Here is a 24,279-nt window from a genome sequence, read left to right as displayed (position 1 = left end):
GCGGGGTCGGGGGCGTCATCCGCGGCACCTCGCGTCCTTGATCGGGATACCGGTCGGCGGCGGCTCGCCGGACAGGTCCGAGCCGGCGTAGTGGACGCCGATCAACTTGACCTCGCACTGGTAGAAGTTCATCCACGACCCGTAGGAGGCCAGCCGCCCGAACGTCTGCAGCTTCGTGGGCGTCCGCTCCAGGAACCGCTCCACCAGCGGCGCGTCCCGGTTGAGGTTGTCGCTGAGGCGGCCGAGCTGGACGATGTCGTCCTTCAGCGGGTCCCGCGCGACCTGCAGCAGCCCGGCGGTCGCGGACGTCAGGTCGGCGATCGAGCCGATCGCCTCACCGATCGGCTTGCGGTCGGCGGCGAGCCCCGACGTGAACTCGCGGAGCGTGCGGACCAGGTCGACGAGCTGCTGGTCCCGCGAGTTGATCGTCTGGACGACGCTGTTCAGGTTCGTGATGACCTGGCCGATGACCTCGTCCTTGGCGGCGAGCGTGCTGGTCAGCTGCCCGACCGTGCGGAGCAGGCTCTCGATCGTCCCGGCCTCGCCCTGGAGCACCTTCACGATCGACTCGGAGAGCTTGTTGGCGTCCCCGGGCGACAGCGCCTGCATCAGCGGCTGGAAGCCCTGGAAGAGCTGGGTGAGGTTGAGCGTCCCGGACGTGTTCTCCACCGGAATCGTGCCGCCGGGCCTCAGCGTCTGGTTCGGCGGGCCGGTGCCCTGGTCGAGGGCGATGTAGCGGCCGCCGACCAGGTTGAGGTACTTCACGGAGGCGGTCGCCGACGCGGGGATGTCGCGTTCGCGGTCCACCTCGAACGTGACCAGCGCCAGCCGCCGGTCGGTCACCTCGATCTCCTCGACCTGGCCGACCTCGACGCCCGCGATCCGGACCCCGTGCCCGGGGTGGAGCCCGGCCACGTCGGTGAACTTGGCGTGGTAGGTGACGCGGTCGCCGCTGGTGGCGCCGGTGATGCTGGACGCCAGCAGCGCGGTCGCCAGCACCGTCACCCCGATGAAGATCAGCGAGCTGGTGAGGGGGAACCCCATCCCCTTCAGGCCCTGGCCGGTGAGCCTCACTGGACCGTCACCTCCGTGCCCCGGTAGATCGGCCCGACGAGCACGCTGGACCAGTCCGGGAGTTCCTCGGGCACCTCGTCGACCGAAGGGCCGGTCAGTTCGTTCACCAGGTCGTTCTCCGACGCGGAGTTCGCGGGGCCGAGGCCGCTGCCGGCGCCGCCGCCCGCCCCGGGGACCCCGCCGGCCGGGAGCACCTTCGTCTCACCGCCGCCGGTCGGCAGGTACGGAACGCTCGGGCACCGCGGGCCGCCGCTCGCGCCGTACCGCGGCGCGTCCACGCCCGGCCTGTAGCGGCCCTTGTTCGGGACGGGCACGACCGTCCCGCGCAGGCCGGGCTTGTCGGTGCCCTTGCCGAGGACCCGGTTCATCTTCGGGACGAAGTCGGCGAGCGTGCGGAACGTGCAGGGCGCGGCGGGGGCATAGCGGCGCAGCAGGTCCAGGCTCGGCCGGCTCGCCGTCGCCAGCTCGATGATGTTGCCGGAGTTGGCGCTCAGGAAGTCCTCCAGGTCGGCGGACGAGCCCGACACCGCCTCGTACAGCTCGGAGATCGCGGTGCGCTGCTCGACGATCGTGCGGCTCGTCACGGTCAGGTCCGTGAGCGCCTGCAGCAGGTCGGGCGCGGCGTCGGACGCGTGCTGCGAGAACTCCGCCAGCTCCGCGAAGTTGCGGGCGAGCGCCGGTACCTCCGGGTTGAACTTGCGCAGGAACGCGTCGAGCTGCTCGAAGTTGTCGCCGATCTGCTCGCCGCGCCCCTCCAGCGCCCGCGACATCGCGTTCAGCGTCGCCGCGAGCTTGGCCGGCTGGATGGTGTTGAGCAGGTCCATCGTGCGGTTGAGCAGCTGCGACAGCTCCACCGCGTTCGCGCTGCGGTCCTCGGAGATCACGTCGCCCTCGGCGATCGGCTGCGCCGCCGTCCCCGGCTGCGGGGTGAGCGCGACGTACCGCGCGCCGAACACCGTCGTGGGCAGCAGCATCGCGGTGACGTCCGACGGGACGCGGTCGGCCAGCTCCGGTTTCAGCGCCAGCTCCAGCTCGGCGCCGGCCCCGTCCGCCCGGATCGAGCGGACCTCGCCGACGACGACGCCGCGGACCTTCACGTCCGCGAGCGGGTGCATCTCGTGCCCGGCCGTCCCGGTGCGCAGCGTCACCGTCGTCGTCTCGGTGAACCGCTTGTTGTAGATCGCGATCGACAGCCAGATCAGCAGGGCCGGGATCAGCAGGAACGCCACCCCGGCCAGCCGCTGACCGACCACGTGCATGGTGCCCTGTCTCGCCATGTCAGCCCGTCACCTTCACCGTCGTCGTCGCGCCCCAGATGGCGAGGCTGATGAAGAAGTCCGTCACGCTGATCAGCACGATCGCGGTGCGGACCGCGCGGCCGACGGCGACGCCCACGCCGGCGGGGCCGCCGACCGCGCGGTAGCCGTAGTAGCAGTGCGCGAGCACCACCATGACGCTGAAGATCAGCACCTTGACGAACGACAGCACCACGTCCTCTGGGGCGAGGAAGATGTTGAAGTAGTGGTCATAGGTCCCGGCGGACTGCCCGTTGAACCAGAGCGTCACCTGTCTGGACGCGAGATAGGAGCTCAGCAGCCCGATCCCGTACAGCGGGACGATCGCGACGGTGCCCGCGATGATGCGGGTGGTCACCAGGTACGGCAGGGACGGGACGCCCATGCCCTCCAGCGCGTCGATCTCCTCGTTGATCCGCATCGCGCCGAGCTGCGCGGTGAACCCGGCGCCGACCGTCGCCGACAGCGCCAGGCCCGACACCAGCGGCGCGATCTCGCGGGTGTTGAAGTACGCCGAGACGAACCCGGTGAACGCCGACGACCCGATCTGGTCGAGCGCCGCGTACCCCTGGAGGCCGACGACGACGCCGGTGAACACCGTCATGCCGATCATCACGCCGACGGTGCCGCCGATCACCGCCAGCGCGCCGCTGCCGAACGCGACCTCGCCGAGCAGCCGCAGCGACTCGCGCAGGTAGCGGCGCAGGGCGCGCGGCGTCCACAGCAGCGCCTTGACGTAGAAGGTGAGCTGGTCGCCGGGCCGGTCCAGCCACGAGACGAGCTTCACCGGCTTGATCCGGCGGGCACCGGGGATCGCCATGTCAGGCCCCCTTCGGCGGGACGACCTGCAGGTAGATCGCCGTCAGCACGAGGTTGACGAAGAACAGCAGGAGGAACGTGATGACGACCGACTGGTTGACCGCGTCCCCGACGCCCTTCGGCCCGGGCCGCGGGTTCAGCCCGCGGTAGGCGGCCACGACGCCGGCGATGAACCCGAACAGCAGCGCCTTCAGCTCGCTGATGTACAGGTCGGGGAGTTGCGCGAGCGCCGAGAACGAGGCGAGGTAGGCGCCCGGCGTCCCGTCCTGCATCAGCACGTTGAAGAAGTAGCCGCCGGCCACGCCGACGACGGAGACCAGCCCGTTCAGCAGGACCGCGACCGCCATGCAGGCGAGCACCCGGGGAACGACGAGGCGCTGGATGGGCGAGACGCCCATCACCTCCATCGCGTCCATCTCCTCCCGGATCGTCCGCGAGCCGAGGTCGGCGCAGATCGCCGAGCCCGCCGCGCCGGAGATCAGCAGCGCCACGATCAGCGGGCTCGCCTGCTGCACGATGGCGAGCACGCTCGCCCCGCCGGTGAGCGACTGCGCGCCGAGCTGCTTGGCCAGCGACCCCACCTGCAGCGAGATGACCGCGCCGAACGGGATCGACACGAGCGCCGTCGGCAGGATCGCCACGGACGCGATGAACCAGAACTGCTGGATCAGCTCGCGCATCTGGAAGGGCCGCCGGAACGTCATCGCGACGACCGTCCCGGCGAGCGCGAACAGCCCGCCGACCTGGCGCAGCGCGCCGGCGCCGGGGGTCCTGGTCTCAGGCGCCGCCATGGCCGCCCGCCTCCTGCCGGTTGCGGCGCCCGGCCAGGATGGCCTGCTGCGCGGGATGGGGAAGGGTCGGGAGCATCGCGTCGAGGCGCTGCGCGTGGCGCTGCTCCCCCCGGCGCGGAGGCATCCCGGGGGTCGGGCGCAGCTGCGGCGGGATCTCGATGGTGCGGCGGCGGCGCGGCGCGGAGGCGGCCGCCGCGGCCGCCTCGGCGGCGAGGGCGGCGGCGTCCTTCTCCTCGGACATCCCGATGGGGCCGCGCGGGTCGCCGTGCAGGAACTGCGCGACGGCCGGCTCCTGGCTGGTGAGCAGCGCCTCGCGGGGGCCGAACGCGATCAGGTCGCGGCGGTAGAGCATCCCGATGTTGTCGGGGACGGTCGCCGCGATCTCGATGTTGTGCGTGACGATCAGCATCGTCGCGTCGATCCGCGCGTTGACGTCGATGAGCAGCTGCGACAGGTAGGCCGTGCGGACGGGGTCCAGCCCGGAGTCGGGCTCGTCGCACAGGATGACCTCGGGGTCCAGCACCAGTGCGCGGGCGAGTCCGGCCCGCTTGCGCATGCCGCCGGAGATCTGGCCGGGCAGCTTGCGCTCCTCGCCGGCCAGTCCGACCATCTCCATGCGCTCCAGGACGATGCGCCGGATCTCGGACTCCTTCTTGCGGGTGTGCTCCCGCAGCGGGAACGCGATGTTGTCGAAGAGCGACAGCGAGCCGAACAGCGCGCCGTCCTGGAACATCAGGCCGAAGCGCCTGCGGGCCTCGTAGACCTTGCGATCCGGGTCGTTGACCATGTCGACGCCGTCGACGAGCACCCGCCCCTGCTCGGGCTTGAGGAGCCCGATCAGCGACTTGAGGAACACCGTCTTGCCGGTCCCCGACGGACCGAGCAGCACGCTCACCTCGCCCTCGGGCAGCGTGAGCGTGACGTCGCGCCAAATGGTCTGCGGTCCGAACGCTTTCGTCAGACCTTCGACCACGACTTTAATTCCCAACGACCATCACCACCCTGTCCGGCCGGGTCAAGCGAGGACGTTACGGGCCAGTAGACCCGGAATTCAATAGCGACCGGCAGGATTCCCTGGGCATTCTCGGCAATGGTCTTGAAAATTGTCACCGGCTTAGTATTCGATCTTCGCCGATCCGTCACGGGTGACTACTCGCCGGTAACATGGCGTCCGCCGGCGGGACGCGGGCCCGCGCGCCGCGGAGGGGATTGTCAACGGGACAGCATCCGGACCGCGGTTTTGTCACATCCCGCGCAAAGAAGCAGCTCTGCGGCGCCGATCCGGGCCGGAAGCCTTGTCAGCGGTCACTGACGACTTTATGTTCGCTAGTGTTCCTCGATCCCGCCCCAAGGGTGTCCGCCACCGCTCGGTACACCCCGCCGGCGCCGCCGTTCCGCTGCGGAGCGGGCAGCACGGCGCCGGTGTCCAGCAGGCCCGATGCGGAGGTTTCCCATACCCATGTCGCAGGCATTGGAATTGTCTGAAACGAGCAGAACCATCTTCGCCGATTTCATCCGCCTGCTGCGTTCGGAGCTGCCCGACGTCACTCAGGAGGTCGTTACCGAGATCCGGAAGTCGATCCCGGAGTACAATCGCTCGGCCGATTCCGCCTATGACCAGATTCTGCGGATCAGCACCGAGTTACTCCTCGCCGGATTCCTGGACACCTTCACCGAGCCCGGCGCGCAGCTCACGCAGCGCGACGAGACCTGCCGCGCGGTCGGGCAGTTCGAGGCCATCGAGGGGCGCAACCTGGACCACATCCAGGCCGCGACCCGGATCGCCTTCCACATCGCCTGGCGCCGCACCGTCGTCATCGCCGAGCGCGAGGACATCCCCACGTCGATCGTCTCCAGCACGGTCGACGCGATGCTCGTCTACCTGGAGGAGGCCGTCGCCCAGATCCGGCTCGGCCACCAGCAGGCCACCGGGCACGCCGACGTGCGCCGCCGCGAGGACCGGCGGCGGCTCCTGCACCTGATCCTCCAGCAGCCGGCGGTCGTGCCCGAGGCGATCGAGGACCTCGCCAGGGCGACCTGCTGGTGGCCGCTCCCGGAGGAGGCCACGCTCATCGCCGTCCACCCCGAGGCGCCCTGCACCCGCGCCGCGCTGGACGCCGACGTCCTGGTGGACCTCGACTCCGCCGAACCGGCCATGCTCGTCCCCGGGCCGCTGACCGAGGCCCGCCGCGGCATGCTGCACGCGGCCCTGTCCGACGCGACCTGCGTCGTCGGCCTCACCGTCCCGCTGGAGCGGGCCACCCACTCGCTGCGCTGGGCGCGGCGCGTCCTCGCCCTGGCCGAGGAGGGCGTCATCAAGGACGGCTCCCTCATCCCCTGCCAGGACCACCTGATGACCATGTGGCTGCTGTCGGACCCGCCGCTCGTGGAGGAGCTCACCCGGCGGCACCTGGAGCCGCTGCGCGAGATGTCCGACGGGCAGCGCCGGCGGCTGGTCGAGACGCTCGCCGAGGCCGTCACCACCCGCGCGACGGCCGTCGACATCGGCGAGCGGCTCAAGATCCACCCGCAGACCGTGCGGTACCGGCTCCGGCAGCTGGAGAGCTACATGGGCGACAGCCTGGACGACGCCGACACCCGGTTCTCGCTCGACGCCACCCTGCGCGCCGTCCGGCTGCGCAACCGCCGCGACCCCGGCCGCGGCACCGACCCCCGCCGCTGACCCCGCCCGGCTCTGCCTGCTCAGTCCTCTATGTCTGCTCAGTCCTCTATGTCCGCGACGAGGACGTCCATGTAGCGGGCGGCGGCCCGTCCCACCGCGGGGAGCTCCTGCGCCTCGTCCGCGGCGAGCACGCGCGGGCGGGCGATCCGCCGGACCCGCCCGAGCCGCTCCACCCCGCCGCGTCCCTCGGCGAGCAGGTTGCGGACCCAGTCGGTGTCCGCCCCGTAGGGCAGCCCGATGACGAGGGTCCGCCCGCTCCGGAACGCGGTGACCGGCGTCCGGTACTCGCGCCCCGACCGCCGCCCCTTGTGCACGACCACGGCGAGCGGCGGCACGTAAGGCGCGTAGACCCCCTGGATCCGGTTGGTGAAGACCTTGTTGACCTTGCGTAGCCCCCTGGGCATAAGCGCTTTCGCCATACCTCTTCCCTAACACGCCGCCGCGGCCGATGCGGCCGGCGGGTGGGTCAACGGGTGATGGTGTACTCCTCGGGCTTGGCCTTGCGGGAACTGGCCCAGTACTCGAAGGTGTGGCCCGGCCACAGGGTGCGGTTCACTCCCTGGTCGTCCAGGTACCAGCTGTTGCAGCCGCCCTCGTTCCAGACCGCGCGGCGCAGGCGCCGCTGGACGCGGTCGTTGAAGCGGCGCACGGCGTCCGGCTTCGGCTCGATGGCGTCGCCGCGGCGCTCCTGCAGCAGCCGCAGGCAGCTCAGGACGTGCTGGATCTGCACCTCGATCATGAAGACGACCGAGTTGTGGCCGAGCCCGGTGTTCGGGCCGAGCAGCATGAAGAAGTTCGGCATGCCCGGGACGGTGGTGCCGCGGTGCGCCTCGATGCCGTTCGCCCAGATCTCCTGCAGCTTGACGCCGTCGCGCCCGGTGACGCGCAGGTCGGCGAGGGCGTCGGTCACCTTGAAGCCGGTGCCGTAGACGATGCAGTCGACCTCGTACTCGCGTCCGTCCGCGGTGACGACGGAGTTCTCGGTGACCTCCGCGATGTCGGACGTCTCCAGCTCCACGTTGGGGCGGGCGAGCGCCGGATAGTAGTCGTTGGACAGCAGGATCCGCTTGCACCCGATCGTGTAGTCCGGCGTCACCTTGGCGCGCAGCTCCGGGTCGGAGATCTGCCGGGCGATGTGCCGGCGGGCCAGGAACTCCTGCGGGCCGGACAGCCGCGGGTCGATCGTGAAGTTGACGGCGCGGGCCTCCAGCGTCCAGTAGATCCCGTTGCGGAAGGCGCGGGCGGCCCCCGGGACCTTGGTGAAGACCGAGCGCACCGGCGCCGGGATGGACACGTCCGGCTTGGGCTGGATCCACGGCGCCGTCCGCTGGAACACGACGAGGTCGGCGGCCTTCTTCGCGATCCGCGGGACGAACTGGATGGCGGACGCGCCCGTCCCGACGACCGCGACGCGCTTGCCGGCGAGGTCGTAGGAGTGGTCCCACTCGGCGGAGTGGAACGCGGTGCCGCGGAACCGCTCGATGCCCGGCAGGTCCGGGTAGGACGGCACGTGCAGGGCGCCGATGCCGGACACGATGGCCTTCGGCGTCAGCGTCGCCCCGTCCGCGAGCGTGACGTTCCAGCGCCGCGCCTCGTCGTCGTACTCCATCGCGTCGACGGCCGCGCCGAAGCGGATGTGCTCGCGCACGCGATACTTGTCGGCGGTGCGCTCCATGTAGGAGCGGATCTCGGCCTGCGGCGCGAACATGCGCGTCCAGCCGGGGTTGAGCTCGAACGAGAAGGAGTACATGTGCGAGGGGACGTCGCAGGCGCAGCCCGGGTAGGTGTTGTCGTGCCACGTCCCGCCGAGCGCCTCGCTCTTCTCCAGGACGACGAAGTCGTGGAAGCCGTGCTGCTTGAGCCGGATCGCCATGCCGAGACCGGCGAAGCCGGCGCCGATGATGACGATCGCCGGGGCGCGCTCGCTCATAACCCATCCTCTCGCGTAACCTACTTCCGGTAAGTTACCTGGAGTAGATTACTGACGGTAGGTCCAACAGGAAGGTTCCGCTGTGAGTGACGCCACACCCCGCCCGCCGCGCCGGCGGATGTCGCGCGCCGAGCGCGAGCGGCAGATGCTGGACGTGGCGGAGGAGGTGTTCGGCGAGCGCGGCTACCAGGCCACCTCGATGGACGAGATCGCCGAGCGCTGCGGCGTCTCCAAGCCGATGCTCTACGAGTACTTCGGCTCCAAGGACGGCCTGCTCGTGGCGTGCGTCGGCCGGTCCAAGGCCGAGCTGCTCGACGCGACCCAGAAGGCGATGGCGGGCGCCGCCACCCCACAGGACATCCTGTGGCGCGGGATGGTCGCGTACTTCGAGTTCATGGACGCGCACAGCAGGTCGTTCGCGATGCTGATGCGCGAGCCGATGGCCGCGTCCGCGGAGACCATCGAGGCCGTCGAGTCGACGCGGCGGCAGCAGAGCACGCTCATCGCGGGCGTGCTGGCGACGTTCGCGCCGTCCGCCCCGGCCGCCGCGATCGACGCCTACACCGAGATCATCATCGGCGCGAGCGAGCGGCTGGCGCAGTGGCGGGCGCGGCGGCCGGAGATGTCGGCGCACGAGGCGGCCCGCCACATGACCGACTTCTGCTGGCACGGCCTCAGCCCCTATGTGGCGGACGCCGGGGCAGGCGGTCCAGCGCCCCGATGAGCAGGTCGAGGCCGAACTCGAAGTCGGCCTCGGCGTCGACGCCGGCGAGCGCCGGCCCGTAGGCGAGCACGTGCGGGAACTCGTCCGGGTCCAGCCGGGACCACGCCTGCGCGCCCGTCTCGGCGAGGTGGCCGAGCATCTTGCTCATCCCGACCTCGCGCAGCTGCGCGCCGAGCGCGTAGGCGAGCAGCGCCCGCATGATCCGGACGGCGGTCTCGCCGTCGAACCCGGCGGCGTCCGCCAGCGCCAGGGCGCGCTCGGCCGGCCGCAGCGCGACCGGGGTGTCGATCTTGTGGGTGAGGACGATCGTCATGCAGCGCGGGTTGTCGTGGGCGACCTTCCGGAATGCCCGCACGAGCGCCCGCGCACGTTCCTGCCAAGGCCCGGACGGGTCGTCGTGCAGTTCCAGGCCCGAGACGACGTGCTCGGCGACGCCCTCCAGCAGCGCGCCCTTGTTCGGCACGTGGTTGTAGAGGGACATCACGGCGACGCCCAGCTCGGCCGCCACCCGGCGCATGGACAGCGCGTCCGCGCTCTCCCGCTCGATCAGCGCGACCGCGGCGAGCACGATGCGCTCGCGGGTCAGCACCGGCCGAACGGCGCCGGGGGTCGCGTTCCTCGTCATCGGTTCCGCCCTTCCGGCCGTTGACACCCGTGAGTGCGCCGTGCCACGGTACGTACATTGTACGCAAGACGTACACCGTACGTCTGCGCCTCCCGGGGAGGAGCGCCCATGTCGACCCATGACCTCTACACCGAGCCCGTCGACACGTCCACCTGGAACGTCCCCATGATCGGCGACGCCCGGTTCACCTGGGAGTACGACGACGGCCGCGACCGCCTGCTCGCCCTCTACCAGAAGGGCAAGGACAAGCAGTGGGACTCCGCCAAGCGGATCGACTGGGACCTTGAAGTCGACCCGCACGACCCCCTCGGCGTCCCGGACCAGTCCCTCGCCATCTACGGGACGAAGTACTGGGACCGCCTCTCCGAGAAGGAGCGCGGCGAGCTGCGCCGGCACTCCACGTCCTGGCAGTTCTCCCAGTTCATGCACGGGGAGCAGGGCGCGATGGTCACCGCCGCGCGCATCGTGGAGTCGGTGCCCGACCTCGACTCCAAGTTCTACTCCGCCACCCAGACGATGGACGAGGCCCGCCACGTCGAGCTGTTCACGCGCTTCCTGCACGAGAAGGTCGGGATGATCTACCCGATCAACACCAAGCTGCAGGACCTGCTGAACGAGACCCTCACCGACTCCCGCTGGGACATGCCCTACCTGGGGATGCAGGTCCTCATCGAGGGCCTCGCGCTCGCCGCGTTCGGCGTCATCCGCGACATCACCACCAAGCCGCTGCCCAAGCAGCTCCTCGCCTACGTCATGCAGGACGAGGCCCGCCACGTCGCGTTCGGGCGGCTGGCCCTCCGCGACTACTACAAGCAGCTGTCGCCCGCCGAGCTCCGCGAGCGCGAGGACTTCGTCATCGAGGGCTGCTACCTGATGCGCGACCGCATCCGCGGCCGGGAGATCTGGACCAACTTCGGCATCGACCCGAAGGAGGTCGACGAGCTGGTGGAGAACTCCCCGTACATGCGGATGTTCCAGAGCCTGCTGTTCAGCCGCATCGTCCCCTGCGTCAAGGACATCGGCCTGTGGAGCGAGCGCGTCCAGAAGACCTACGACGACATGGGCGTGCTGGACATGTCCAAGGCCGACCTCGACGCCCTGATGAACCAGGACGAGGAGATCGCCGACAAGCTCGACACCGAGCGGTTCGCCGCCGAGGAGGCGGCGCGCAAGGCCGAGGTGGACACCGTGATCGCGGACGCCGCGGCGAGCTGAGTACGGTTGGACCAACGCCGTCCAGGACGCCCGCTCGGAGGTCTCGCATGCCACTCGCCCACTTCGACGGAGCGCTCGCCGTCGTCACCGGAGCCGGCAGTGGAATCGGCCGCGCGACCGCGCTGGCCCTGGCCGGCCGCGGCGCCACCGTGATCGCCGCCGACATCGACCTCCCCTCGGCCGAGCACACCATCACCCTCGCGAAGTCGGTCGGCTCCGGCGGCACCGCCTACCAGGTGGACGTCTCCGACGCGGGCGCGATGGAGACCTTCGCCGCCGAGGTGCAGGAGACCCACCGGGCCCCGGACATCGTCGTCAACAACGCCGGCATCGCGGTCGCCGGCCCGTTCCTCGAAACCGGCCTGGACGACTGGGACAGGATCCTCGGCGTCAACCTGTACGGCGTGATCCACGGGTCGCGCCTGTTCGGCAAGCAGATGCACGAGCGCGTGCACGGCCTCCCCAACAAGCCCGACAAGCCCAACTTTGGCGGCCACATCGTCAACGTCGCGTCCGCCGCCGCGTTCGCCCCGTGGCGCGCCATGCCCGCCTACTGCACGACGAAGGCCGCCGTGCTGATGCTCAGCGAGTGCCTGCGCGCCGAGCTGGCGGGCAGCCGCATCGGCGTCACCGCCGTCTGCCCCGGCTTCGTCAGCACCGACCTCGTCGACAACGGAACCTACGCCGTGGCCGACGAGTCCGCCCGCAGCCGCCTCCAGCAGAGCGCCAAGAAGGCCATCAAGCTCCGCAACTACCCGCCGGAGAAGGTCGCCGAGCGGATCGTCCAAGCCATCATCAAGAACAAGGCCGTGGTCCCCGTCAACTTCGAGGGCCACCTCCTGCACACCCTGTCCAGGGTCTCCCCCTCCGCGGTGCGGCTCATGGCCAGAATCCCCACCTCCCGCGGCTAGCGCCCGCGTCCGGGCGCGGCCCCTCCCCACGACTCGCCATCGGTGAGAGGAGACGGATCGATGCCCCCCGACGTGCTGCTGGAAGACGGCCGGCCCCGTACCTGGACGGCGGTGATCCGCTGCGACGACGGCGACCACACGCTGGAACTGACGCACCGCGAGGTGGTCGCCGAGCGCCTGCTGCGGACGTCGCGCAAGCATTCGTTCGACCCCGACGTCGACGTGGACTGGGACGCGCCGCAGGACCCGGACGTGTTCTACATGCCGCCGCAGCTCATCTCGATCTATGAGACGCCGCTGTGGGACGGGCTGACGCACCGGCAGCGGGTGGAGCTGTCGAGGCGGGAGATGTGCAGCATCGCCTCCTTCGGCATCTGGTCGGAGATGATGCTGATGCAGTCGCTGCTGATGCACGCCTACCGGCAGCGCTACGACAGCGACCACGTGGCCTACGCGCTGACGGAGATCGCCGACGAGTGCCGGCACTCGAAGATGTTCGGGCGGATGGTCCGGACGTGCGGGCTGCGCACGCACCGCCCGCGCGCGGTGGAGTTCCACCTGGCGAAGCTGCTCGGGGCGGTGTACGACCCGATGCCGGTGTTCGCGGGAACCCTGGTCGTGGAGGAGTTCACCGACGCGTTCCAGCGCACGACGTTCCCGGACGAGAACGTGCAGCCGCTGGTGCGGCAGGTGTCGCGGATCCACGTGATCGAGGAGGCGCGGCACATCAAGTACGCCCGCGAGGAGCTGAAGCGGCTGGTGGCGGTGCTGCCCGCGGTGCGCCGGCGGATGGCGGCCGCGGGCCTGGCGCGCGTGATGCGGGTGATGACCGGCCAGCTGGTCCATCCGTCGTGCTATTCGGCGGTGGGCCTGGATCCGCGGCTGGCGCGGCGGGTGGCGGCGGTCAGCCCGCACCGGCGCGCGACGATGGCGTGGGCGTCCCGCAGGTGCACCGCGTTCTTCGACGAGGTCGGGTTCCTGGACGGGCGGGCGCGCGGCATCTGGGCGCGCGGCGGATTACTGGAACCGTAACCGGTTCTAGTTCGGGCCATTCATCCTGACAGCCCGAATCTCGTATTAGAAAATGGTTCGTAAATGCTGCGGCGCTGGTCCCGGCGGCGGCATGCGAAAGGGCCGCGGAGGGGGGTCCACTCCGCGGCCCGTCGACGTTGCGGGTCACTGACCTGGGACTATACCCAGGACACTCCTACCGATTGGACGGTCACGTCGTCGACCTCCTCCTCCCAGGTGCCGCGGATACGCCGATCACCCGGCCTCGTTCGGGGAGCATGATCGGCATACCCCTCCCCATTGCCCATCACCTTAGAAGCTCTTGACAGAGAATATGCCATGATCGGCCGATTCAGGTCAGAAATGATTTAGCGCGGCGACGGCCTCACGGGCGACGGCGGTGGCCCGGTCGAGGCACGCGCGCTCCAGAGCCCGCCGCTCGGCCGCACCGGGGGCGTGCTCGCTGTAGCTGACGGTGAGGACCGCGTTGCGGGTGCGGGCCGTGACCTGCCCGATCACCGCCGGGCCCGCCTCGTCGGCCTTGAACCAGCGGTACGCCTCGTCCCCGAGGCCCTCATGGCGGCGGAGGCTGATCGTGCGGACGGGCGGCGCGTCGTGCGCCTGCTCCCACCGCTCGTCGTAGAGGTTCGCGGCGTCCTCCACCGGGGTCGCGGTGTCGTCCGGCGCGTACAGGTGCGCCTCCACGCGGAGCCACCGGGACGGCGAGCCCTCCGCGGAGTACGTGCACGTGGTCAGGGTCGAGTTCCCGCTCTGCCGCGGCCGCGCCTTCGGGACGGTCCGGTCGACGGTCGCCCGCGACACCGCCTGGCACGGCGACGGCAGGCTCCGCACGAACTCCCGCGGCCGCACCGGTGAATGCGACGCTCCGGCGGGCATCTGCGCCACGGCCGCGGCATCGCTGCCGCCACCGCCGCTCTGGCTCCGGCCGGGCACCACCAGGAACACGCCCGCTCCGGCCACCGCGAAGGCGGCGAGCACCGCCAGCAGCTTGAGCAGCCGCGGGCCGCGGGGCGGCGACGGCGGCTCCGGTGCGGAGTAGACCCGGTGGAACGGCTCAGGCGGACGTTGAAGCCCCACTCCCCGCTCCTCACTCCCCCGTCTCGGTGACTGGGCCCGCCTCAAGCCAACGTAGTCAGGCGCCTCGCTCCTGACCAGGCCCCCGGACGGTATGGATTGTCAGACCTCGTGGTCACAATGGAGAGGTGCTGCTAGCCGACATCGCGCGGACATCGCAGGCCGTCGCGGGCACCTCGGGCCGCAAGGCCAAGGTATCCGCGCTCGCCGAGTGCCTGCGCACGGCCGAACCCGCCGAGGCGGCGACCGTGGTCGCCTACCTGTCCGGTGAGCTGCCGCAACGCCAGATCGGCGTCGGGTACGCCGCGTTGCGCGAACTCCCGCCCCCGGCCGCCGAGCCGTCGCTGACCGTCCCGGAGGTGGACGCGGCGTTCACCGGGATCGGCGCGGTCTCCGGGCCGGGCTCCGTCGCACGGCGCCGCGAGCTGGTCGCCGCGCTGTTCGGCCGCGCCACCCGCGCCGAGCAGGACTTCCTCGTCCGGCTGCTGGCGGGCGAGCTGCGGCAGGGCGCGCTCGACGGGGTGATGGCCGAGGCGATCGCGGCGGCGGCCGGGGTCCCGGCCGCCGAGGTGCGGCGGGCGTTCATGCTGCGCGGCGCGCTCGGGCCGGTCGCCACGGCCGCGCTCGCCGACGGCACGGACGGGCTGCGCGCTTTCACGCTGGAGGTCGGGCGGCCGGTCAAGCCGATGCTCGCGGCGTCCGCGCCGTCCGTCGAGGAGGCGTTCGCCAAGCTCGGCGCCGAGGCGTCCGTCGAATGGAAGCTCGACGGCGTCCGCGCGCAGATCCACGTCTCGGACGGCGAGGTCCGGGTGTTCACCCGCACGCTGGACGAGATCACCTCCCGGCTGCCCGAGGTCGTGGCGGCCGTGCGGGAGCTGCCCGTCCGCGCCGCCGTGTTCGACGGCGAGCTGATCGCGCTGCGGCCCGACGGGCGCCCCCACCCGTTCCAGGTCACCGCCGCCCGCACCGCCACGCGCACCGCCAAGGACACCGAGCCGGTCCCGCTGTCGCTGTTCCTGTTCGACGTCCTGTACCTGGACGAGGGAGGCCCCGCGGGCGGCGCCGACCTGCTCGACGCCCCGGGCGCGGAGCGCGGCGCGGCGCTCGTCCGGGCCGTGCCCGCGGAGCTGCGGATGCCCGGGATCGTCACCGCCGACCCCGCGCGGGCCAAGGAGGCGTTCGACGAGGCCGTCGCGCACGGCCACGAGGGCGTCGTGATCAAGTCGATCGACACCCCCTACACGGCGGGGCGGCGCGGCGCCGGCTGGATCAAGGTGAAGCCCCGGCACACCCTCGACCTCGTCGTCCTCGCGGTCGAATGGGGGCACGGCCGCCGGCAGGGGCTGCTGTCCAACCTGCATCTCGGCGCCCGCGACCCCGATACCGGCGGCTTCGTCATGCTCGGCAAGACGTTCAAGGGCCTCACCGACGAGCTGCTCGCGTGGCAGACGGAGAAGTTCCGCGAGCTGGCCGTGCGGGAGGACGGCTGGACCGTCCACGTCCGGCCCGAGCTGGTCGTCGAGATCGCGTTCGACGGCGTCCAGCACAGCCCCCGCTACCCGGGCGGCATCGCCCTCCGCTTCGCCCGCGTCCTCCGCTACCGCGAAGACAAGTCCGCGGCGGAAGCCGACACGATCGACACCGTCCGCGCCGTCGCCCCGATCATGGACTAGCCGGACTCCGCACACCCCTGCGCCCCGCACTCACCCGGACGTCCCCGCCCTGGGTCGTTCGCTGGGCGGTGGGTCCTCCTCCTGCCCGGTGTGGCGGGGGCGGCGGCGCGATTGCGCGCGGGGCCTCATGCGGGACACGGTCCCCCGGTTGCGGGCGCGGACGAGGGCGCCGTGGCGCGGGCGGCCCTCCGACCGGCCCTCGCCGCCCGGTGCGCGCGGAATTCCCGGGGTCGCCTTGCGGGCGGCGCGGGCGGCGCGGGCGGCGGCCTTGCGCCGGGCGCGGGCGACCCGGCGGCGGCGCGCCCGCTCGGCGGCGTCGGCGCGGCGCTGCATCAGCTCGGGCGGGATGAGGTCGTGCCGTCCCGCGATGAACTCCTGCACCCAGATCTTGCCCCGGATGAGCGGCCGGCGGACCTTCTTCTCCCGCCGGACGGCCCGCTGGTAGCGACGCGAGTCCGCGTCGTAGCGCCAGCGCGACCAGGGCGAGGCGGGCCGCGCCACCCGGATCGCGCCGACGATCAGCAGCGCGGGCAGGAACAGCCCGATGAGCCCGGTCCAGATCTTGCCCTTCAGCAGCGTGATCACCGCGAGGACGAGGTTGCCGAACAGGAACGCGGCGTAGAGCGGGGAGAGGGACCCGGAGCCGGAACCGGAGTCGAACCAGAAATTCTCGTAGCCGAACGGGTGGATGCCGAGGAGCAGCAGTCCCGTCACGGCGAGGGCGACGAAGACGGCGTCGACGGACGCGCGGCCCTTCTCCGTCCAGTAGACGTCGCTGAGGTGCAGGATCAGCGCGAACTCGTCCAGCACGAGCGCGGACCCCACGCCGAACACGACGGCGGCCGCCAGGTCGAACCTGACGTGCGCGTCCGGGATCGCGACGCTCCCCACCCCGCCGACCAGCATCAGCACGACGCCGAACACGACGTGGTGGATGTGCACGTCCCCGGCGGTCACGTTCCGGAACCACCGCACGTTCGAGCGGATCAGCCGCACGTTCACCCGCGTCACCACGAACGTGATGATGAACGCGGCGAAGAAGCCGAACAGCGGCAGCCGCCCGGCCTCCACGATCCGCTCACCGAACATCTCGATCATCTGCCCCCCGCACGCTCCATCATGCCCTGCGACATGCACGGATATCGTGGGACGCGGCCGATCAGCGACGATCCGAGGAGAAAGCCGCCGTGAGCCGCACCGTGGACCGCTGCGACCCCGGGTACCGGGCCTGGGTCGCCGAGGCCGTCCGCCTGGTCGAGGCCGACGCCAACCGCAGCGCCGACACGCACCTGCACGTGTTCCCGCTGCCGCCGGAGTGGGGCATCGACCTGTACCTGAAGGACGAATCCGTCCACCCCACGGGTTCCCTCAAGCACCGGCTCGCCCGCTCCCTGTTCCTCTACGGGCTGGCGAACGGCTGGATCCGCGCGGACACGACGATCATCGAGGCGTCCAGCGGGTCGACGGCGGTGTCGGAGGCGTACTTCGCGCGGCTGCTCGGGCTGCCGTTCATCGCGGTGATGCCGGCGTCGACCAGCCCGGAGAAGATCCAGCTCATCGAGTTCCACGGCGGCCGGTGCCATCTGGTGGACGACCCCTCCTCGATCTACGCCGAGTCGCGGCGGCTCGCGGCCGAGTGCGGCGGCCACTTCATGGACCAGTTCACCTACGCCGAGCGCGCCACCGACTGGCGCGGCAACAACAACATCGCCGAGTCGATCTTCGAGCAGCTGCGGCTGGAGCGGTTCCCCGAGCCGTCCTGGGTGGTGGTGGGCGCGGGCACCGGCGGGACGTCCGCGACCATCGGCCGGTACGCGCGGTACCGGCGGTTCCAGACGCGGCTCGCGGTCGTCGACCCGGACGGGTCGGCGTTCTACGGGTCGTTCGCCGACGGCGACCCGGAGCGGACCGCTGCGGGCTCGCGGATCGAGGGCATCGGCCGCCCCCGCGTCGAGCCGTCGTTCCTGCCGACGATCATCGACCGGATGATCCGGGTGCCGGACGCGGCGTCCATAGCGGCGATGCGCTGGACGAGCGCGGTCAGCGGCCGGGCCGTCGGCGGCTCGACCGGCACCAACATGTGGGGCGCGGCCGAGCTGATCGCGGAGATGCGGGCGCGCGGGGAGCGCGGCAGCGTCGTCACGCTGATCTGCGACGGCGCCGAACGCTACACCGGCACCTACGGCTCGGACGCGTGGCTGGCCGCGCAGGGGCTGGACATAGAGCCCTACCTCGCCGCGCTCGACGGGTTCCTGAAGACCGGGGAGCTGGCCGCTATCCCGTGAAGCGGACGGGGTTGACCAGGTCGGCGTAGATGAGCAGGCCGCCCATGACGATCAGGACGACCGCCATCACGTATGTGACCGGCAGCGCCTTCGCGACGTCCACATAGCCGGGGTCGGGCCTCCGGAAGATCTTCGCGAAGCCCTTCTTGATCGCCTCCAGCAGCGCGCCGGCGATGTGCCCGCCGTCCAGCGGCAGCAGCGGGACGAGGTTGAACAGGCCGACCGCGAGGTTCAGCGAACCGAGCAGCATCACGAAGTAGGAGATCTTCTCGGACCCGTCGAGGACCTCGGAGGCGGCGACGTCCCCGCCGATCCGGCTGACGCCGACGACGCCGATCGGGCCGTTCGGGTCGCGTTCCTCGCCGCCGAACGCCGCGTGCCAGATGCCGACCATCTTCTCCGGCATCCGCACCAGCGCGCCCGCGGTCCGGACGGTCAGGTCGCCCATCGTGCTCGCCACCGCGCCCGGCCCCTGCCGCTCGACCGCGCTGGTCGGCGTGATGCCGAGGAACCCGACCTCGACGATCTTGTCCGGGTCCTCCAGGTGGTACATCTGGTTGCGGGCGATCGGGACGTTCAGCCCGACGTCCCGCCCGTCGCGCTCGACGGTCATCGGCACCGTGCTGCCGCCCGCGTCGCGGATCTCCTCCTGCAGCTCCCGGTAGTCGTCGATCGGCTTCCCGTTGAAGGCCGTGATCCGGTCGCCGGGCTGCAGCCCCACCTGCATCGCCGGGGTCGGCGCCGCGTTCGCGGGGCACTCGCTGACCCCCGACTGGCTCGCCGGGACCATGCACTCGGCGACCTCGCGGATCACCGGCTGCGGCTGGTTCGTGCCGATGCCCATCAGCAGGATCGCGAAGAACACCACCGCGAGGAGCAGGTTCATCGCGGGCCCGCCGAACATGATCAGCAGCTTCTGCCACCACTTCTTGGCGTAGAAGACGCGGTTCTCGTCGCCCGGCCGGACCTCCTCCAGCGCCGCGCCGCGCGCCGACTCGATCAGGCCCTGGAACGGCCCGGTGCTGACCTGCCGGATCTGGCCGGGGGCGTCGCCCTTGCGCGGCGGCAGCATCCCGATCATCCGGATGTAGCCGCCGAGCGGGATCCACTTGATGCCGTACTCGGTCTCCCCGCGGCGCCACGACCACATCGTCGGACCGAACCCGACCATGAACTGGGTGGTCCGCACCTTGAACAGCTTGGCGAACGAGAAGTGCCCCAGTTCGTGCAGCGCGATGGACACCAGGAGGCCGAAGAAGAGAATCAACGCCCCAACCAGGTAGGCCATGCGTCTCGCCCCTCCGGTCGTGCACCCCGCTCACCGGGGGGTGGATCCAGCAACCCACCAAGAGTACGGCACCGGCGTTGCTGCGGTTTAACCATCGCGTGACCGCCCGCGGCGGGGTGCGGGCGGCCTGTCCGCGGCGACAGCGATGTGTGGACCGGGGTGCGCGGATGGGACGATGGTCCCTGCGCGCCCGTGACGAAGGAGCCGAACCCATGCCCGCCGATCCGACCGCCAAGAAGACGCCCCTGCACGACGTCCACCAGGAACTGGGGGCGAACCTCGTCGACTTCGCCGGCCATCTGATGCCGCTGCGCTACGCGAGCGAGACCGCCGAGCACCAGGCCGTCCGCACCGGCGCGGGACTGTTCGACCTGTCCCACATGGGAGAGATCTTCGTCTCCGGGCCGGGGGCCGGCGCCGCGCTCGACTTCGCGCTGGTCGGCAACCTCGCGTCGATGCCGGTCGGCAAGGCCCGCTACACGATGCTCTGCGCGCAGGACGGCGGCGTGCTGGACGACGTGATCGTCTACCGGCTCGCCGACGCGACCTGGATGGTCGTCGCGAACGCCGCCAACACCGACGTCGTCCGGGACGCGCTGGTCGAGCGCGCCGCGGGCTTCGAGGCGGCCGTCGAGGACCGCACCGCGTCGTACGCGCTGGTCGCCCTGCAGGGGCCGCGCTCGGAGGAGATCCTCGCGGGGTTCACCGACGCTCCGCTGGCCGACCTCAAGTACTACGCGATCCTCGCCGGGCGCGTCGCGGGCGTCGACGCGCTCCTCGCCCGCACCGGGTACACCGGCGAGGACGGCTTCGAGGTGTTCGTGGACGCGTCCGACGCCGTCGCGCTGTGGAAGGCGCTCGCCGGGGCGGACGGCGTCGTCCCCGCCGGGCTGTCGGCGCGCGACACGCTGCGCCTGGAGGCGGGCATGCCGCTGTACGGCAACGAGCTGTCCGCGGAGATCACGCCGTTCGAGGCGGGCCTCGGCCGGATCGTGAAGCTGGACAAGCCGGGCGACTTCGTCGGGAAGACCGCGCTGGCGGCGCAGGCCCAGACGCCGCAGGGCCGTAGGCTCGTCGGACTCGTCGCCCGCGGGCGTCGGGCGCCGCGAAAGGGGTACCAGGTCGTCACGTCCGGCGGCTCGCCGTGCGGGGTCGTGACGAGCGGGGCTCCGTCGCCCACACTGGGCAGGCCGATCGCCATGGCGTACCTCGACAGCGGCGTCGAGGAGGCGGGCCTGGCCGTGGACGTCCGCGGGCGGCACGAGCCGGTCGACGTGGTTGATCTGCCGTTCTACAAGCGTTCCTGAAAGAGAGAAGTGATCGTGAGCGTTCCCGAGCAGCTCCGCTACAGCGAAGAGCACGAGTGGGTGTCCGGCCTCGGCGGCGAGGACGGCATCGTCACCATCGGCATCACCGCGCACGCCGCCGACGCGCTCGGCGAGATCGTGTACCTCGAGCTGCAGCCGTCCGAGGGCGACTCCGTCGAGGCGGGCGAGCCCTGCGGCGAGATCGAGTCGACCAAGTCGGTCAGCGACATCTACTCCCCGGTCAGCGGCGAGATCACCGCGATCAACACGTCGGTGGTGGACGAGCCCAAGGTCATCAACGACGACCCGTACGGCGAGGGCTGGATCTTCAAGGTCCGGATCTCCGAGGAGCCCGGCGACCTGCTCGACTCCGCCGCCTACGACAAGCTGATCGAGGAAGGCTGAACGTGACCCTGCACGACTCGCTCGCCACGGCCGACCCGGAGGTCGCCGCGGCCGTCGCCGCCGAGCTCCGCCGGCAGCAGTCCACCCTGGAGATGATCGCCTCGGAGAACTTCGCCCCGGTCTCCGTGCTGGAGGCGCAGGGCTCGGTCCTCACCAACAAGTACGCCGAGGGCTATCCGGGGCGGCGCTACTACGGCGGCTGCGAGCACGTCGACGTCACCGAGCAGCTCGCCATCGACCGCGCGAAGTCGCTGTTCGGCGCCGAGCACGCGAACGTCCAGCCGCACAGCGGCGCGCAGGCCAACACGGCCGTCTACTTCGCGCTACTCCAGCACGGCGACACGATCCTCGGCCTCGACCTCGCGCACGGCGGGCACCTCACGCACGGGATGCGGCTGAACTACTCCGGCAAGACGCTGAACGTGGTCCCGTACCACGTCCGCGCGGAGGACGGCCTGGTCGACATGGACGAGGTCGCGTCGCTCGCCGCCGAGCACCGGCCCAAGATGATCGTGGCGGGCTGGTCGGCGTACCCGCGACAGCTCGACTTCCCCGCGTTCCGGGAGATCGCCGACGCGTCCGGGGCGGTGCTCATGGTCGACATGGCGCACTTCGCCGGGCTGGTCGCCGCGGGCCTGCACCCGTCGCCCGTCCCGTACGCCGACATCGTCACGACGACCACGCACAAGACGCTCGGCGGCCCGCGCGGCGGGCTCATCCTCGCCCGCGAGCAGTACGGCAAGAAGATCAACTCGGCAGTGTTCCCCGGGATGCAGGGCGGCCCGCTGGAGCACGTGATCGCCGCCAAGGCCGTGGCGCTCAAGATCGCCGCGTCGGACGAGTTCCGCGCCCGCCAGGCGCTCACCATCGAGGGCGCGAAGATCCTGGCCGACCGGCTCCTCGCCGACGACTCGGCCAAGGCGGGGGTGAAGGTCCTGACCGGCGGGACGGACGTCCACCTCGTCCTGGTCGACCTCGTCGACTCCGACCTCACCGGCCGCGACGCGGAGGACCGCCTCCACGACATCGGCATCACCGTCAACCGGAACGCCGTGCCGAACGACCCGCGTCCGCCGATGGTCACCTCCGGCCTGCGGATCGGCACGCCGGCCCTGGCCACCCGCGGGTTCACCGCCGACGACTTCGCCGAGGTCGCCGACGTCATCGCGCTGGCGCTCCAGCCGTCCTTCGACCGCGACGCCCTGGCGGCGCGCGTGCGGGCGCTGGCCGACAGACATCCGCTGTACCCGGACCTGTGACGTCATCGCGCCCCCTTCCCGCCGGAAGGGGGCGCGCCGCTACAAGGGGGTAGCAATGGCCATCAGCGTTTTCGACCTCTTCAAGATCGGGATCGGTCCGTCCTCCTCCCACACCGGCGGCCCGATGGCCGCCGCGCACCGCTTCGCCGAGGGCCTGCGGCGGGACGGGCTCCTGGCGGAGACCGCGTCGGTGCGGGTCACCCTCTACGGCTCCCTCGGCCTCACCGGGAAGGGCCACGGCAGCGACAAGGCCGTCATCCTCGGACTCGAAGGCGACCGGCCCGAACTGGTCGACGTGGACCAGGTGGACGACCGCCTCGGCAAGATCCGCGAGAGCGGCGCCCTGCGCCTGCTCGACGACCACGAGATCCCCTTCGTCGTCAACGAGCACCTGGTCTTCGAGCGCAAGGAGTCGCTCCCCGGCCACCCCAACGGCATGCGCTTCACCGCGCTGGACGCGTCCGGTGACGAACTCCGCGCGCGGGTGTACTACTCGGTCGGCGGCGGCTTCGTCGTGGACGAGACCGCCACGGGCGCCGACCGTATCAAGTCCGACGACACCGTGCTGCCGCACCCCTTCGACACGGGCGCCGAGCTTCTCGAACGCTGCCGCGAGACGGGCCTGTCCGTCTCGGCGCTCATGATGGAGAACGAGGAGGCGTTCGGGCGCACGTCACGGGAGATCCGCGAAGCCCTCCTCGGCCTCTGGGACGTCATGAGGGCGTGCGTCACCCGCGGCTGCACCCGCGAGGGCCTCCTCCCCGGCGGCTTGAAGGTGCGCCGCCGCGCACCGCAGCTGCACCGCCAGCTCGCCACCGAGAACGCCACCGACCCGCTCCACGCGATGGACTGGGTCACCCTCTTCGCCCTGGCCGTCAACGAGGAGAACGCGGCGGGCGGCCGCATCGTCACCGCACCGACCAACGGCGCCGCGGGCATCATCCCGGCCGTCCTGCACTACTACGACCGCTTCGTGCCCGGCTGCGACGACGACGGCGTCGTCCGCTTCCTGCTGACCGCGGGCGCGATCGGCGTCCTGTTCAAGCAGAACGCCTCGATCTCCGGCGCGGAGGTCGGCTGCCAGGGCGAGGTGGGCTCCGCCTGCTCCATGGCCGCCGCCGGCCTCACCGAGGTCCTGGGCGGCACCCCGGAGCAGGTCGAGAACGCCGCCGAGATCGGCATCGAGCACAACCTCGGCCTCACCTGCGACCCGGTCGGCGGCCTCGTCCAGGTCCCCTGCATCGAGCGCAACGCCGTCGGCGCCATCAAGGCGATCAGCGCGGCCCGCATCTCGCTGCGCGGCGACGGCCGCCACTTCGTCTCCCTCGACAAGGCCGTCAAGACCATGCGCGACACCGGCCGCGACATGCTCGACAAGTACAAGGAGACGAGCCGGGGCGGCCTGGCCGTCAACGTCATCGAGTGCTGAGAGAGCGTCCGCCGGCTACTGGAGCGGGATTTCGATCCCGTGCTCGTCCTCGGGGCGCGGGCCGTGGATGCGCCGGTCGGCCTCGGCGATCGCCACATCGTTGATGCTCGCTTCGCGGCGCCGCATCAGCCCGTGCTCGTCGAACTCCCACAGCTCGTTGCCGTAGCTGCGCCACCACTGCCCGCCGTCGTCGTGCCACTCGTACTGGAACCGGACGGCGATCCGGTTCTCCCGGAACCCCCACAGGCTCTTGCGCAGGGCGTAGTCGAGCTCGCGCTCCCACTTCCGCGTCAGGAAGGCGATGATCTCCTCCCGCCCGGTGATGAACAGGTCCCGGTTCCGCCATGCGGAGTCGGGCGTGTAGGCGAGTGCCACCCGCTGCGGGTCGCGGGTGTTCCAGGCGTCCTCGGCCGCCTGCACCTTCTGCTGGGCGGTCTCCAGGGAGAAGGGCGGGAAGGGC

At 71.2% G+C, this 24,279-nt stretch carries 23 protein-coding genes; 11 read left to right on the top strand and 12 right to left on the bottom strand.

Features of this window, described 5'->3' with window-relative positions; translation table 11 throughout:
- Nucleotides 1-15: 15 nt before the first annotated feature.
- The 5 genes from E1266_RS20755 to E1266_RS20735 are packed head-to-tail and all read right to left on the bottom strand — an operon-like array spanning nucleotide 16 to nucleotide 4,952.
- Complete coding sequence (locus E1266_RS20755) at nucleotides 16-1,074, bottom strand: MCE family protein (RefSeq protein WP_207945790.1); 1,059 nt, start codon at nucleotides 1,072-1,074, stop codon at nucleotides 16-18.
- Nucleotides 1,071-2,351: an MCE family protein gene (locus E1266_RS20750; RefSeq protein WP_132049403.1), complete on the bottom strand. Its 1,281-nt coding sequence runs from the start codon at nucleotides 2,349-2,351 to the stop codon at nucleotides 1,071-1,073. Before E1266_RS20750 ends, E1266_RS20755 begins: the two co-directional genes overlap by 4 nt.
- Before the next feature lies 1 nt (nucleotide 2,352).
- The gene (locus E1266_RS20745; RefSeq protein ID WP_132049401.1) at nucleotides 2,353-3,189 is read right to left on the bottom strand and encodes an ABC transporter permease; all 837 of its coding nucleotides are present in this window, start codon (nucleotides 3,187-3,189) and stop codon (nucleotides 2,353-2,355) included.
- A 1-nt stretch (nucleotide 3,190) separates the two neighbouring features.
- On the bottom strand, nucleotides 3,191-3,979 hold the full coding sequence (locus E1266_RS20740) for an ABC transporter permease (RefSeq protein WP_132049399.1): 789 nt from the start codon (nucleotides 3,977-3,979) through the stop codon (nucleotides 3,191-3,193).
- Complete coding sequence (locus tag E1266_RS20735) at nucleotides 3,966-4,952, bottom strand: ATP-binding cassette domain-containing protein (RefSeq protein WP_347876734.1); 987 nt, start codon at nucleotides 4,950-4,952, stop codon at nucleotides 3,966-3,968. The genes E1266_RS20740 and E1266_RS20735 overlap by 14 nt, the downstream gene beginning before the upstream one ends.
- A 486-nt stretch (nucleotides 4,953-5,438) precedes the next feature.
- Here E1266_RS20735 and E1266_RS20730 point away from each other — a divergent pair, with 486 nt between their 5' ends.
- The gene (locus tag E1266_RS20730) at nucleotides 5,439-6,662 is read left to right on the top strand and encodes a PucR family transcriptional regulator (RefSeq protein WP_132049395.1); all 1,224 of its coding nucleotides are present in this window, start codon (nucleotides 5,439-5,441) and stop codon (nucleotides 6,660-6,662) included.
- Between the two features lie 38 nt (nucleotides 6,663-6,700).
- On the opposite strand, the gene E1266_RS20725 is transcribed toward E1266_RS20730, so the two are convergent.
- Together E1266_RS20725 and E1266_RS20720 are read right to left on the bottom strand one after the other, a co-directional pair.
- A complete protein-coding gene (locus E1266_RS20725) occupies nucleotides 6,701-7,081 on the bottom strand; it encodes a nitroreductase family deazaflavin-dependent oxidoreductase (protein ID WP_132049393.1) in 381 nt (126 codons plus the stop codon).
- Between the two features lie 47 nt (nucleotides 7,082-7,128).
- The gene (locus tag E1266_RS20720; protein ID WP_132049391.1) at nucleotides 7,129-8,592 is read right to left on the bottom strand and encodes an NAD(P)/FAD-dependent oxidoreductase; all 1,464 of its coding nucleotides are present in this window, start codon (nucleotides 8,590-8,592) and stop codon (nucleotides 7,129-7,131) included.
- 82 nt (nucleotides 8,593-8,674) lie between these two features.
- Between E1266_RS20720 and E1266_RS20715 the strand changes: the two genes are divergently transcribed.
- A complete protein-coding gene (locus tag E1266_RS20715) occupies nucleotides 8,675-9,316 on the top strand; it encodes a TetR/AcrR family transcriptional regulator (protein ID WP_243718657.1) in 642 nt (213 codons plus the stop codon).
- On the opposite strand, the gene E1266_RS20710 is transcribed toward E1266_RS20715, so the two are convergent.
- The gene (locus E1266_RS20710; RefSeq protein WP_132049389.1) at nucleotides 9,267-9,941 is read right to left on the bottom strand and encodes a TetR/AcrR family transcriptional regulator C-terminal domain-containing protein; all 675 of its coding nucleotides are present in this window, start codon (nucleotides 9,939-9,941) and stop codon (nucleotides 9,267-9,269) included. The two genes, E1266_RS20715 and E1266_RS20710, sit on opposite strands and share 50 nt — an antisense overlap.
- 108 nt (nucleotides 9,942-10,049) lie before the next feature.
- Here E1266_RS20710 and E1266_RS20705 point away from each other — a divergent pair, with 108 nt between their 5' ends.
- Genes E1266_RS20705 through E1266_RS20695 form a run of 3 tightly spaced genes read left to right on the top strand, consistent with a single transcriptional unit; the run spans nucleotide 10,050 to nucleotide 13,099 of the window.
- The gene (locus E1266_RS20705; RefSeq protein ID WP_132049387.1) at nucleotides 10,050-11,156 is read left to right on the top strand and encodes a ferritin-like domain-containing protein; all 1,107 of its coding nucleotides are present in this window, start codon (nucleotides 10,050-10,052) and stop codon (nucleotides 11,154-11,156) included.
- A gap of 47 nt (nucleotides 11,157-11,203) precedes the next feature.
- Entirely contained in the window at nucleotides 11,204-12,067 is an 864-nt protein-coding gene (locus E1266_RS20700; RefSeq protein ID WP_132049385.1) for an SDR family NAD(P)-dependent oxidoreductase, read from the top strand.
- Between the two features lie 60 nt (nucleotides 12,068-12,127).
- Nucleotides 12,128-13,099 (top strand): diiron oxygenase, encoded by a 972-nt coding sequence (locus E1266_RS20695; protein WP_132049383.1) that lies wholly within the window; start codon nucleotides 12,128-12,130, stop codon nucleotides 13,097-13,099.
- Between the two features lie 336 nt (nucleotides 13,100-13,435).
- Here the strand turns inward: E1266_RS20695 and E1266_RS20690 are convergent, their stop codons facing one another.
- Entirely contained in the window at nucleotides 13,436-14,176 is a 741-nt protein-coding gene (locus tag E1266_RS20690; protein WP_132049381.1) for a hypothetical protein, read from the bottom strand.
- Nucleotides 14,177-14,301: 125 nt separating this feature from the next.
- Between E1266_RS20690 and E1266_RS20685 the strand changes: the two genes are divergently transcribed.
- Entirely contained in the window at nucleotides 14,302-15,846 is a 1,545-nt protein-coding gene (locus tag E1266_RS20685) for an ATP-dependent DNA ligase (protein ID WP_132049379.1), read from the top strand.
- Between the two features lie 30 nt (nucleotides 15,847-15,876).
- Here the strand turns inward: E1266_RS20685 and E1266_RS20680 are convergent, their stop codons facing one another.
- Nucleotides 15,877-16,944, bottom strand: coding sequence for a hypothetical protein (locus E1266_RS20680; RefSeq protein ID WP_243718655.1), 1,068 nt, complete (start codon nucleotides 16,942-16,944; stop codon nucleotides 15,877-15,879).
- 89 nt (nucleotides 16,945-17,033) lie between these two features.
- Here E1266_RS20680 and E1266_RS20675 point away from each other — a divergent pair, with 89 nt between their 5' ends.
- Entirely contained in the window at nucleotides 17,034-18,131 is a 1,098-nt protein-coding gene (locus E1266_RS20675) for a PLP-dependent cysteine synthase family protein (RefSeq protein ID WP_132049377.1), read from the top strand.
- Here the strand turns inward: E1266_RS20675 and E1266_RS20670 are convergent.
- A complete protein-coding gene (locus E1266_RS20670) occupies nucleotides 18,121-19,419 on the bottom strand; it encodes a site-2 protease family protein (RefSeq protein ID WP_132049375.1) in 1,299 nt (432 codons plus the stop codon). The genes E1266_RS20675 and E1266_RS20670 overlap by 11 nt on opposite strands.
- 212 nt (nucleotides 19,420-19,631) lie before the next feature.
- Between E1266_RS20670 and gcvT the strand changes: the two genes are divergently transcribed.
- The 4 genes from gcvT to E1266_RS20650 are packed head-to-tail and all read left to right on the top strand — an operon-like array spanning nucleotide 19,632 to nucleotide 23,819.
- Complete coding sequence (gene gcvT, locus E1266_RS20665; RefSeq protein ID WP_132049373.1) at nucleotides 19,632-20,726, top strand: glycine cleavage system aminomethyltransferase GcvT; 1,095 nt, start codon at nucleotides 19,632-19,634, stop codon at nucleotides 20,724-20,726.
- Between the two features lie 15 nt (nucleotides 20,727-20,741).
- On the top strand, nucleotides 20,742-21,131 hold the full coding sequence (gene gcvH, locus E1266_RS20660) for a glycine cleavage system protein GcvH (RefSeq protein WP_132049371.1): 390 nt from the start codon (nucleotides 20,742-20,744) through the stop codon (nucleotides 21,129-21,131).
- Nucleotides 21,128-22,390, top strand: coding sequence for a serine hydroxymethyltransferase (glyA, locus tag E1266_RS20655; protein ID WP_132049405.1), 1,263 nt, complete (start codon nucleotides 21,128-21,130; stop codon nucleotides 22,388-22,390). The genes gcvH and glyA overlap by 4 nt, the downstream gene beginning before the upstream one ends.
- A gap of 55 nt (nucleotides 22,391-22,445) precedes the next feature.
- Nucleotides 22,446-23,819: an L-serine ammonia-lyase gene (locus tag E1266_RS20650; protein ID WP_132049369.1), complete on the top strand. Its 1,374-nt coding sequence runs from the start codon at nucleotides 22,446-22,448 to the stop codon at nucleotides 23,817-23,819.
- Nucleotides 23,820-23,834: 15 nt separating this feature from the next.
- Here E1266_RS20650 and E1266_RS20645 read toward each other — a convergent pair.
- Nucleotides 23,835-24,279, bottom strand: a 445-nt coding sequence (locus tag E1266_RS20645) for a nuclear transport factor 2 family protein (protein ID WP_132049367.1), incomplete at its 5' end; no start/stop codon positions are given.

This window comes from Actinomadura sp. 7K534 (assembly GCF_004348575.1).
GTDB lineage: Bacteria > Actinomycetota > Actinomycetes > Streptosporangiales > Streptosporangiaceae > Spirillospora > Spirillospora livida.
The sequence above is the reverse complement of the archived record's forward strand: the minus strand, read 5'-3'. Positions and strand labels throughout refer to the sequence as shown.